Genomic DNA, 11,544 nt, shown 5'->3' on the forward strand with positions numbered 1-11,544 from the left:
GCGAGCTTTGCTCGTCCAACAGACATTGCGGAGGAGATAACCCATGGCTGATGAACAGCTGGATCAAGAAAACCTAAACGCCGAAGCGGCAGGTGCCGACGATCTGGGCACCCGCGTTCAGGTGCTCGAGGAGCAGCTGGCCGCCGCCAAGGACCAGTCCCTGCGTACCGCTGCCGAAGTGCAGAACATCCGTCGCCGCGCCGAGCAGGATGTCGAGAAGGCACACAAGTTCGCCCTCGAGAAATTCTCTGCCGACCTGCTGCCGGTGATCGACAGCCTGGAACTGGCCCTGGCCCACTCGAGCGCCGACGACGAGCACGTCAAGCAGATCCGCGAAGGCGTCGAGCTGACCCTGAAGATGTTCCAGGACACCCTCAAGCGCTACAACCTCGAAGCGGTCGATCCGCACGGGCAGCCGTTCAACCCCGAGCATCACCAGGCGATGGCCATGCAGGAGAACGCCGAGGTCGAGCCGAACAGCGTGCTCAACGTTTTCCAGAAGGGCTACCTGCTCAATGGCCGCCTGCTGCGCCCAGCCATGGTGGTGGTGAGCAAGGCGCCGGCTGCGCCGCAACCTTCTATCGATGAGAAGGCTTGAAATCTTCCGGGCCACCCCCATCTAGGTGTCAAGCGTTCAAGTATTACCGCAGTTAGCCAAGCAGGGTAACTGCCACCAAATTCAAGTTTCGGGAGAGTTAACATGGGCAAAATCATCGGTATCGACCTGGGGACCACCAACTCGTGCGTCTCCATTCTGGAAAACGGTAACGTCAAGGTCATCGAAAACGCCGAAGGCGCGCGTACTACCCCTTCGATCGTGGCCTACGCCAACGATGGCGAAATCCTGGTCGGTCAGTCGGCCAAGCGTCAAGCCGTCACCAACCCACACAACACCCTGTTCGCCGTCAAGCGCCTGATCGGTCGCCGCTTCGAAGAAGACGTCGTGCAGAAAGACATCAAGCTGGTGCCCTACAAGATCGTCAAGGCCGGTAACGGCGACGCCTGGGTAGAAGCCAGTGGCAAGGAAATGGCGCCCCCACAGATCAGCGCCGAAGTCCTGAAGAAAATGAAGAAGACCGCCGAAGACTACCTCGGCGAACCAGTCACCGAAGCGGTCATCACCGTTCCGGCCTACTTCAACGACAGCCAGCGCCAGGCCACCAAAGACGCCGGCCGTATTGCCGGTCTGGACGTCAAGCGCATCATCAACGAGCCAACCGCCGCTGCACTGGCGTATGGCATGGACAAGGCCAAGGGCGACCACACCGTCATCGTTTATGACCTCGGTGGTGGTACCTTCGACGTTTCGGTCATCGAAATCGCCGAAGTCGATGGCGAGCACCAGTTCGAAGTGCTGGCTACCAACGGCGACACCTTCCTGGGTGGCGAAGACTTCGACATGCGCCTGATCGACTACCTCGTCGACGAGTTCAAGAAAGAGTCCGGCATGGACCTGAAGAACGATCCTCTGGCTCTGCAGCGCCTGAAAGAAGCCGCTGAAAAAGCCAAGATCGAGCTGTCTTCGGCGCAGTCGACCGATGTCAACCTGCCGTACATCACTGCAGACGCCACCGGTCCGAAGCACCTGAACGTGAAGATCTCCCGCGCCAAGCTGGAGTCGCTGGTCGAAGACCTGGTCAGCCGTACCATCGAGCCTTGCCGCATCGCCCTGAAAGATGCCGGCATCGACGCCAGCAAGATCGACGACGTGATCCTGGTCGGTGGCCAGACCCGTATGCCGATGGTGCAGAAAGCCGTTGCCGACTTCTTCGGTAAAGAAGCGCGCAAGGACGTCAACCCGGACGAAGCAGTGGCCATGGGCGCTGCCATCCAGGGCGCGGTACTGGCCGGTGACGTCAAGGACGTGCTGCTGCTGGACGTCAGCCCACTGACCCTGGGTATCGAAACCATGGGCGGCGTGATGACCGCGCTGATCGAGAAGAACACCACCATTCCGACCAAGAAGTCGCAGGTGTTCTCGACGGCCGACGACAACCAGAGCGCCGTGACCATCCACGTGCTGCAAGGTGAGCGTAAGCAGGCTGCGCAGAACAAGTCCCTGGGCAAGTTCGACCTGGCCGACATCCCACCTGCGCCACGTGGCGTGCCACAGATCGAAGTGACCTTCGACATCGACGCCAACGGCATTCTGCACGTCGGCGCCAAGGACAAGGCCACTGGCAAGACCCAGTCCATCGTGATCAAGGCCAACTCCGGCCTGTCGGATGAAGAGATCGAGCGCATGGTGCGTGACGCCGAGGCCAACGCCGAGGAAGACCGCAAGTTCGAAGAGCTGGCTGCCGCCCGTAACCAGGGTGATGCACTGGTTCACTCGACCCGCAAGATGGTCGCTGACGCGGGTGACAAGGTCACCGCGGAAGAAAAAACCGCCATCGAAGCGGCCGTGGTTGCCCTGGAAGCCGCTGTCAAAGGCGACGACAAGGCGGCGATCGATGCCAAGGTCGAAGAGCTGTCCAAGGTCTCCGCGCCCGTTGCTCAGAAGATGTACGCCGAGCAGCAAGCCGAGCAGCCTCAGGGCGGTGCTCAGCAGGCTGAGCCTGAAGCCAAGCAGGATGACGTGGTTGACGCCGAGTTCGAAGAAGTCAAAGGCGACGACAAGAAGTAATCGCTGCATGTTGTCGACCCGTTCACCGGCTTAGGCCGTCGAGCTGGTAGGATGTCGCCGCGCGGGGGCTTGCTCCCGCGTTGGCGTATCTGGAATTCGAGATTTTTTACAGCATTTGTCCGCGCCATTGACGGCGCGCAGGCAGGTGCTGATGGCGCGGCGCAGATGCCGTACGCCCAACAAGGTGCAAATGACCTATGTCCAAGCGTGATTATTATGAGGTCCTAGGTGTCGAGCGCGGCGCCAGCGAAGCTGACCTCAAGAAGGCTTACCGCCGTCTGGCAATGAAGTACCACCCGGACCGCAACCCGGGCGATAAGGAGTCCGAAGACAAGTTCAAGGAGGCCAACGAGGCCTACGAAGTGCTGTCTGACGCAAGCAAGCGCGCGGCGTTCGACCAATACGGCCACGCCGGCGTCGACCCAAGCATGGGGGGTGGCGGTGCCGGCTTCGGCGGCGCCAACTTCTCCGATATCTTCGGCGACGTATTCAGCGACTTCTTCGGTGGCGGCCGCGGTGGCGGTCGAGGCGGCGCCCAGCGCGGCAGCGACCTGCGCTACACCCTGGAGCTGAACCTTGAAGAAGCCGTGCGCGGCACCACCGTCAGCATCCGCGTGCCGACCCTGGTCAATTGCACGCCGTGCGACGGTTCCGGCGCCAAGAAAGGCTCCACGCCGTCTACCTGCCCAACCTGCGGCGGTATCGGTCAGGTGCGCATGCAGCAGGGCTTCTTCTCGGTGCAGCAGACCTGCCCGCGTTGCCATGGCCAAGGCAAGATCATCACCGACCCGTGCTCCTCGTGTCATGGCGAAGGCCGTGTCGAAGAGTCCAAGACGCTGTCGGTCAAGGTGCCGGCCGGTGTCGATACTGGTGACCGCATTCGCCTGTCTGGCGAAGGCGAAGCCGGCACCCACGGTGGCCCGACGGGCGATCTGTACGTGGTGATCAGTGTGCGCGAGCACGAGATCTTCCAGCGGGATGGCAAGCACCTGTACTGCGAAGTGCCGATCAGCTACACCGACGCTGCCCTGGGCGGCGAGCTGGAAGTGCCGACCCTCGACGGCCGGGTCAAGCTGAAAATCCCCGAAGGCACGCAAACCGGCAAGCAGTTCCGCTTGCGCGGCAAGGGCGTTGCGCCGGTACGCGGCGGTGGCGCTGGTGACCTGCTGTGCCGTGTGGCGGTGGAAACCCCGGTCAACCTCAGCCGCCGTCAGCGTGAGCTGCTCGAAGAGCTGCGCAGCTCGCTGGAAGGCGACAGTTCCCATTCGCCCAAGGCCAACGGCTGGTTCGACGGCGTAAAGCGCTTCTTCGGCGATCTCTGACAAGGAATTAGCTATGCGACGTATTGCAGTGATGGGCGCGGCAGGGCGGATGGGCAAGACGCTGATCGAAGCCGTGCAGCAAAACCCCGGTGCCGGGCTAACGGCGGCGGTCGATCGGCCGGACAGCTCGCTGGTCGGCGCCGACGCTGGTGAGCTGGCAGCCCTGGGCCGCATCGGCGTGCTGCTGTCGGATGACCTGGCGAAGGTGGCGGATGAGTTCGATGTGCTGATCGACTTCACCCACCCTTCGGTGACCCTGAAAAACCTGGCCTTCTGCCGCAAGCACGGCAAGGCCATGGTCATCGGCACCACCGGCTTCAGCGTCGAGGAAAAACAGCTGCTGGCCGACGCGGGCAAGGACATTCCCATCGTGTTCGCCGCCAACTTCAGCGTGGGCGTCAACTTGAGCCTCAAGCTGCTCGACATGGCCGCCCGCGTGTTGGGTGATGATGTCGACATCGAGATCATCGAGGCGCATCACCGGCACAAGGTCGATGCCCCGTCGGGCACGGCACTGCGCATGGGTGAGGTGGTTGCCAATGCCCTGGGCCGCGATTTGCAGGAAGTGGCGGTGTATGGCCGTGAAGGCCAGACCGGCGCCCGTGATCGCAAGACCATCGGCTTTGCCACGGTGCGCGCCGGCGACGTGGTGGGTGACCACACCGTGCTGTTCGCCGCCGAGGGCGAGCGCCTGGAGATCACGCACAAAGCCTCGAGCCGCATGACCTTCGCCAAAGGTGCAGTACGTGCCGCGCTGTGGCTCGATGGCCGCACGCCGGGCTTGTACGACATGCAGGACGTGCTAGACCTGCGCTGAACACGCGCGGCAGATGCTGGTTTTCTTGTGGGCGTGCCTGCGAGGAGGCCAGCATCGATGGCAGTCTGTCGCAATGGTGTGTTTTAGAGACACATATACGGTAGACCGAAAACGCACTTTTCTGTAAGCTACAGCTTTAGTGTGTCCACTAAAAGCGCGCAGCGAATTGAATTCAGCACATAAAAGCGGGGTGACGTGTCCATACGTCACTCCGCTTTTTTGCAACCTGCGATCGCCCTTTCATGCTTGATCTACGGGAGGTCTTCTTGACAAAGCCAGCCATACTCGCCCTTGCCGACGGCAGTATTTTTCGCGGTGAAGCCATCGGTGCCGACGGTCAGACCGTTGGTGAGGTGGTGTTCAATACCGCTATGACCGGCTACCAGGAAATCCTTACAGACCCTTCCTACGCGCAGCAAATCGTTACCCTGACCTACCCGCACATCGGCAACACCGGTACCACCCCGGAAGATGCCGAGTCCAACCGTGTCTGGTCTGCTGGCCTGGTCATCCGCGACCTGCCGCTGCTGGCCAGCAACTGGCGTAACACCCAGTCGCTGCCGGACTACCTCAAGGCCAACAACGTCGTCGCCATCGCTGGCATCGACACCCGTCGCCTGACCCGAATCCTGCGTGAAAAGGGCGCCCAGAACGGCTGCATCCTGGCCGGTGACAACATCAGCGAAGAAGCCGCCATCGCTGCCGCGCGCGGTTTCCCGGGCCTCAAGGGCATGGACCTGGCCAAGGTCGTTTCCACCAAGGAGCGCTACGAATGGCGCTCCAGCGTGTGGGAGCTGAAAACCGACAGCCACCCGACCCTCGACGCTGCCGACCTGCCGTACCACGTGGTCGCCTTCGACTACGGCGTCAAGCTGAACATCCTGCGCATGCTGGTCGCCCGCGGCTGCCGTGTGACCGTGGTGCCGGCCCAGACCCCAGCCAGCGAAGTGCTGGCGCTCAACCCCGATGGCGTGTTCCTGTCCAACGGCCCAGGCGATCCGGAGCCTTGCGACTACGCGATCCAGGCGATCAAGGAAATCCTCGAAACCGAGATTCCGGTGTTCGGCATCTGCCTCGGCCACCAGTTGCTCGCCCTGGCGTCCGGCGCCAAGACCGTGAAGATGGGCCATGGCCACCACGGTGCCAACCACCCCGTCCAGGACCTGGACACCGGCGTGGTCATGATCACCAGCCAGAACCACGGTTTCGCCGTTGACGAGGCAACCCTGCCAGGCAACGTGCGCGCCATCCACAAGTCGCTGTTCGACGGCACCCTGCAGGGGATCGAGCGTACCGACAAGAGCGCGTTCAGCTTCCAGGGCCACCCTGAGGCGAGCCCAGGCCCGACCGACGTCGCGCCACTGTTCGATCGTTTCACCGATGCCATGGCCAAGCGCCGCTGAGCATCCTGCATCAAGGCCCCGGGCCGGCTCGCGCCGCGCCCGGCAGCGCCTGACCCAGATTGTTCAAGACGGCTTGCCGACTGACCCGCGGATTTGAGTGACCACCATGCCAAAACGTACAGACATTAAAAGCATCCTGATTCTCGGCGCTGGCCCGATCGTGATCGGCCAGGCCTGCGAGTTCGACTATTCCGGCGCCCAGGCCTGTAAAGCCCTGCGCGAAGAAGGTTTCCGGGTCATCCTGGTGAACTCCAACCCGGCCACCATCATGACCGACCCGGCCATGGCCGATGCCACCTACATCGAGCCGATCAAGTGGCAGTCGGTGGCCAAGATCATCGAAAAAGAGCGCCCAGACGCAGTGCTGCCGACCATGGGCGGCCAGACCGCGCTGAACTGCGCCCTGGACCTGGAGCGCCACGGCGTCCTGGAAAAGTTCGGCGTCGAGATGATCGGTGCCAATGCCGACACCATCGACAAGGCCGAAGACCGTTCGCGTTTCGACAAGGCCATGAAGGACATCGGCCTGGAGTGCCCACGCTCCGGCATCGCCCACAGCATGGAAGAGGCCAATGCGGTACTGGAGAAGCTCGGCTTCCCGTGCATCATTCGCCCCTCGTTCACCATGGGCGGCACCGGCGGCGGCATCGCCTACAACCGTGAAGAGTTCGAAGAAATCTGCACCCGTGGCCTGGACCTGTCGCCGACCAAGGAACTGCTGATCGACGAATCGCTGATCGGCTGGAAGGAATACGAGATGGAGGTGGTCCGCGACAAGAAGGACAACTGCATCATCGTCTGCTCGATCGAGAACTTCGACCCGATGGGTGTGCACACCGGCGACTCGATCACCGTGGCGCCAGCACAAACCCTGACCGACAAGGAATACCAGATCATGCGCAACGCCTCGCTGGCGGTGCTGCGTGAAATCGGTGTCGAAACCGGCGGTTCCAACGTGCAGTTCGGCATCTGCCCGAACACCGGGCGCATGGTCGTCATCGAGATGAACCCGCGGGTTTCGCGTTCCTCGGCGCTGGCCTCGAAAGCCACCGGCTTCCCGATCGCCAAGATCGCTGCCAAGCTGGCCATCGGTTACACCCTCGACGAGCTGCAGAACGACATCACGGGCGGTCGTACCCCGGCATCCTTCGAGCCGTCGATCGACTACGTGGTGACCAAGCTGCCACGCTTCGCCTTCGAGAAATTCCCCAAGGCCGACGCCCGCCTGACCACCCAGATGAAATCCGTGGGTGAAGTCATGGCCATCGGCCGGACTTTCCAGGAGTCCTTGCAGAAAGCCTTGCGCGGCCTGGAAGTCGGCGCCTGTGGCCTCGACCCGAAAGTCGACCTGGGCAACCCGGAAGCCGCCAGCATCCTCAAGCGCGAGCTGACCGTGCCTGGCGCCGAGCGTATCTGGTACGTCGCCGACGCCATGCGTTCGGGCATGACCTGCGAGCAGATCTTCGAGCTCACCGGCATCGACATGTGGTTCCTGGTGCAGATGGAAGACCTGATCAAGGAAGAAGAGAAGGTCAAGACCCTGGCCCTGTCGTCGATCGACAAGGACTACATGCTGCGCCTCAAGCGCAAGGGCTTCTCTGACCAGCGCCTGGCCAAGCTGCTTGGTATCACCGACAAGAACCTGCGTCGTCACCGCCACAAGCTGGAAGTGTTCCCGGTCTACAAGCGCGTCGACACCTGCGCCGCCGAATTCGCCACCGACACCGCCTACCTCTATTCCACCTATGAGGAAGAGTGCGAGGCCAACCCGTCGACCCGCGACAAGATCATGATCCTCGGTGGCGGCCCGAACCGTATCGGCCAGGGTATCGAGTTCGACTACTGCTGCGTGCACGCGGCCCTCGCGCTGCGTGAAGACGGTTACGAGACCATCATGGTCAACTGCAACCCGGAAACCGTCTCCACCGACTACGACACCTCCGACCGCCTGTACTTCGAGCCGTTGACCCTGGAAGACGTGCTGGAAGTCTGCCGCGTCGAGAAGCCCAAGGGCGTCATCGTCCACTACGGTGGCCAGACCCCGCTGAAACTGGCGCGCGCCCTGGAAGAAGCTGGCGTACCGATCATCGGTACCAGCCCAGACGCCATCGACCGCGCCGAAGACCGTGAGCGCTTCCAGCAGATGGTGCAGCGCCTGAACCTGCTGCAGCCGCCAAACGCTACCGTGCGCAGTGAAGAAGAAGCCATCAGCGCTGCTGGCGGCATCGGTTACCCGCTGGTCGTGCGCCCATCCTACGTACTGGGTGGCCGCGCCATGGAGATCGTCTACGAACTGGACGAACTCAAGCGCTACCTGCGCGAAGCCGTCCAGGTGTCCAACGACAGCCCGGTACTGCTCGACCACTTCCTCAACTGCGCCATCGAGATGGACGTGGATGCGGTGTGCGACGGCACTGACGTGGTCATCGGCGCGATCATGCAGCACATCGAGCAGGCCGGCGTTCACTCCGGCGACTCGGCATGCTCGCTGCCGCCGTACTCGCTGAGCCAGCACGTGCAGGATCAAGTCCGCGAGCAGGTCAAGAAGATGGCCCTGGAGCTGGGCGTCGTCGGCCTGATGAACGTGCAGCTGGCGCTGCAGGGCGAGAAGATCTACGTGATCGAGGTCAACCCGCGCGCATCGCGTACCGTGCCGTTCGTGTCCAAGTGCATCGGCACCTCGCTGGCCATGATCGCCGCCCGCGTCATGGCCGGTAAGACCCTCAAGGAGCTGGGCTTCACCCAGGAAATCATCCCGAACTTCTACAGCGTCAAGGAAGCCGTCTTCCCGTTCGCCAAGTTCCCAGGGGTTGACCCGATCCTTGGCCCTGAGATGAAATCCACCGGCGAAGTCATGGGTGTCGGTGACAGCTTCGGTGAAGCCTTCGCCAAGGCCCAGATGGGCGCCAGCGAAGTGCTGCCTACCGGCGGCACCGCCTTCATCAGCGTGCGTGACGACGACAAGCCGCAAGTGGCCGGTGTCGCTCGCGACCTGATCGCCCTGGGCTTCGAAGTGGTCGCAACCGCAGGCACCGCCAAGGTCATCGAAGCGGCGGGCCTGAAAGTGCGCCGCGTCAACAAGGTGACCGAAGGCCGTCCACACGTGGTCGACATGATCAAGAACGACGAAGTGTCGCTGATCATCAACACCACCGAAGGGCGCCAGTCGATTGCCGACTCTTACTCGATTCGCCGCAACGCGCTGCAGCACAAGATCTACTGCACCACGACCATTGCGGCCGGTGAAGCCATCTGCGAGGCGCTGAAATTCGGTCCCGAGAAGACTGTTCGTCGCCTGCAGGATCTGCATGCAGGACTCAAAGCATGAGCATGACCAAGTACCCAATGACCGTCCAGGGCGCGCGCGCCCTGGAAGAGGAGCTGACGTTCCTGAGCAAGACCGAGCGCCCGCGCCTGAGTCAGGCGATTGGCGAAGCGCGCGAGCTGGGCGACCTCAAGGAAAACGCCGAATACCATGCTGCCCGTGAAGAGCAGGGCATGGTCGAGGCGCGTATCCGCGACATCGAAGGCCGTCTGCAGAACTCGGTGGTGATCGACGTCACGACCATCGCGCACACCGGCAAGGTGATTTTCGGCACCACCGTGGTGCTGGCCAACACTGAAACCGATGACGAAGTGACCTATCAGATCGTCGGCGAAGATGAAGCCGACGTGAAACAAGGCAAGCTTTCGAGCAGCGCACCCATCGCCCGTGCCATTATCGGCAAGGAAGAAGGTGACACCGTCGTGGTGAAGACACCGAGCGGTACGGTCGAGTACGAGATTGTCGAAGTCAAACACATCTGATCGGCGCCTGCGCGCGCCATCCCTGGAAGGGATCCTCTGGCAGCTGGCCCAGGTTTTCTGGGTCGGTGGCCTGTGGGTGTTCCATGTAGGGCTGGTGCCGGCGCTCAAGGTCAGCGGCCTAGCGCCGCTGCTGGTGCAGGACATCGCCGGGCAGATCGACCGCTGGTTGATCGGCGTGGCGTTGCTTGGCTTGTTGACCCAGCTGGCGGTGCTGGCGCGGGTCGATGGCCTGGCGGCCTGGTGGCGGCAGTTTCGTGGGCAGATGTTGCTGATGGGCCTGGCGGCTTGCGTGGGGTACTACACCTTGCGCTACGGCATCTCGGTCGGCGAGCGCTGGCAGATGTTCTGCTTCCTGGTGCTGGGCTTTTCCGGCATCGTGCTGGTGGCCCAGCCGGTGCCGGTCAAGGCTCGCCGCTAACCCCGTCAGTTGCGATCTCTTGTGAGAGCGTCCGGCCAAGGTCGCTCCCACAACTGCAGCATCGGGCTAGCAGCCCGGGCCGTTACTTGTAGCGGTGGATGTTCGACAGCTGCTTGTTCGGCTGCGGGTTCTTGCGGTAGATCAGCGCCTTCTTGCCGATGGTCTGCACCAGCTCGGCACGCCCGGCCTTGCACAGCTCGGCGATGACCGTCGCGCGCTCTTCGCGATCTTCCGAGCGAATTTCGACCTTGATCAGTTCGTGATCGACCAGCGCACGCTCAAGCTCGGCGATCACGCCTTCGTTCAAGCCGTTGCCGGCAACGATCAGAACCGGCTTCAGGTCATGACCAATGGATTTGTACTGTTTCTTCTGCTCGTTATTGAGCGGCATAATCTGACCCTTTTCGTCTGATTCTGTAAAATTGACGGGCATTTTACCCGAGGGCCTGTGGCTCCGCCCAGTCATACACGACGCATATCATCGAGGTGCCCCGTGGTACAACGTTCCAAAAGCAGCGCAAACTGGCTGCGCGAGCATTTCAACGACCCTTTCGTGAAGCAGGCACAGAAGGACGGCTACCGTTCGCGTGCCAGCTACAAACTGCTTGAGATCCAGGAAAAGGACCGCCTGATCCGTCCCGGCATGAGCGTCATCGACCTCGGCGCCGCGCCTGGCGGCTGGTCGCAGGTGACCAGTCGTCTGATTGGCGGTCAGGGGCGCTTGATCGCCTCGGACATCCTGGAGATGGACTCGATCCCCGACGTGACCTTCATCCAGGGTGACTTCACCCAGGATGAAGTGCTGCAGCAGATCCTGCAGGCGGTCGGCGATTCGCACGTAGACCTTGTGATTTCCGACATGGCCCCCAATATGAGTGGTACGCCTGCGGTCGACATGCCGCGAGCCATGTTCCTTTGCGAGCTGGCCCTGGATCTGGCGACGCGCGTGCTACGACCAGGCGGCGATTTCCTGATCAAGATTTTCCAGGGCGAAGGTTTCGACATGTACCTCAAGGACGTGCGCAGCAAGTTCGACAAGGTGCAGATGCGCAAGCCGTCGTCGTCGCGCGACCGTTCCCGCGAACAGTACCTGCTGGGCAAGGGTTTCAAAGGGGCATGAGGCGTTATGCGGGGTAACCGATAGTTATTTC

General features: G+C 62.1%; 10 protein-coding genes. 9 read left to right on the forward strand and 1 reads right to left on the reverse strand.

Annotated elements, in window-relative coordinates:
- Positions 1 to 43 precede the first annotated feature (43 nt).
- The 8 genes from grpE to FS665_RS16910 all read left to right on the forward strand — a co-directional run bounded on the left by grpE (position 44) and on the right by FS665_RS16910 (position 10,393).
- Entirely contained in the window at positions 44 to 598 is a 555-nt protein-coding gene (grpE, locus tag FS665_RS16875; RefSeq protein WP_145190723.1) for a nucleotide exchange factor GrpE, read from the forward strand.
- A 102-nt stretch (positions 599 to 700) separates the two neighbouring features.
- Positions 701 to 2,626, forward strand: a complete 1,926-nt coding sequence (gene dnaK, locus FS665_RS16880; RefSeq protein ID WP_145190726.1) for a molecular chaperone DnaK — start codon at positions 701 to 703, stop codon at positions 2,624 to 2,626.
- A 197-nt stretch (positions 2,627 to 2,823) separates the two neighbouring features.
- Positions 2,824 to 3,948, forward strand: a complete 1,125-nt coding sequence (dnaJ, locus tag FS665_RS16885; protein ID WP_145190729.1) for a molecular chaperone DnaJ — start codon at positions 2,824 to 2,826, stop codon at positions 3,946 to 3,948.
- A gap of 13 nt (positions 3,949 to 3,961) precedes the next feature.
- Positions 3,962 to 4,765: a 4-hydroxy-tetrahydrodipicolinate reductase gene (dapB, locus tag FS665_RS16890; RefSeq protein WP_145190731.1), complete on the forward strand. Its 804-nt coding sequence runs from the start codon at positions 3,962 to 3,964 to the stop codon at positions 4,763 to 4,765.
- Between the two features lie 266 nt (positions 4,766 to 5,031).
- Positions 5,032 to 6,168, forward strand: a complete 1,137-nt coding sequence (gene carA / locus FS665_RS16895) for a glutamine-hydrolyzing carbamoyl-phosphate synthase small subunit (RefSeq protein WP_145190734.1) — start codon at positions 5,032 to 5,034, stop codon at positions 6,166 to 6,168.
- Positions 6,169 to 6,274: 106 nt separating this feature from the next.
- Positions 6,275 to 9,496, forward strand: coding sequence for a carbamoyl-phosphate synthase large subunit (carB, locus tag FS665_RS16900; protein WP_145190737.1), 3,222 nt, complete (start codon positions 6,275 to 6,277; stop codon positions 9,494 to 9,496).
- Positions 9,493 to 9,975 (forward strand): transcription elongation factor GreA, encoded by a 483-nt coding sequence (gene greA / locus FS665_RS16905; RefSeq protein ID WP_177326679.1) that lies wholly within the window; start codon positions 9,493 to 9,495, stop codon positions 9,973 to 9,975. The genes carB and greA overlap by 4 nt, the downstream gene beginning before the upstream one ends.
- Entirely contained in the window at positions 9,953 to 10,393 is a 441-nt protein-coding gene (locus tag FS665_RS16910; RefSeq protein WP_145190740.1) for an MFS transporter, read from the forward strand. Before greA ends, FS665_RS16910 begins: the two co-directional genes overlap by 23 nt.
- Before the next feature lie 82 nt (positions 10,394 to 10,475).
- Here FS665_RS16910 and yhbY read toward each other — a convergent pair whose 3' ends face one another.
- Entirely contained in the window at positions 10,476 to 10,784 is a 309-nt protein-coding gene (gene yhbY / locus FS665_RS16915; RefSeq protein ID WP_145190743.1) for a ribosome assembly RNA-binding protein YhbY, read from the reverse strand.
- A 102-nt stretch (positions 10,785 to 10,886) separates the two neighbouring features.
- Here yhbY and rlmE point away from each other — a divergent pair, with 102 nt between their 5' ends.
- Positions 10,887 to 11,513 (forward strand): 23S rRNA (uridine(2552)-2'-O)-methyltransferase RlmE, encoded by a 627-nt coding sequence (gene rlmE, locus FS665_RS16920; RefSeq protein WP_145190746.1) that lies wholly within the window; start codon positions 10,887 to 10,889, stop codon positions 11,511 to 11,513.
- The last annotated feature ends 31 nt before the right edge of the window (positions 11,514 to 11,544 follow it).

The organism is Pseudomonas sp. URMO17WK12:I11, from assembly GCF_007677725.1.
Lineage (GTDB): Bacteria > Pseudomonadota > Gammaproteobacteria > Pseudomonadales > Pseudomonadaceae > Aquipseudomonas.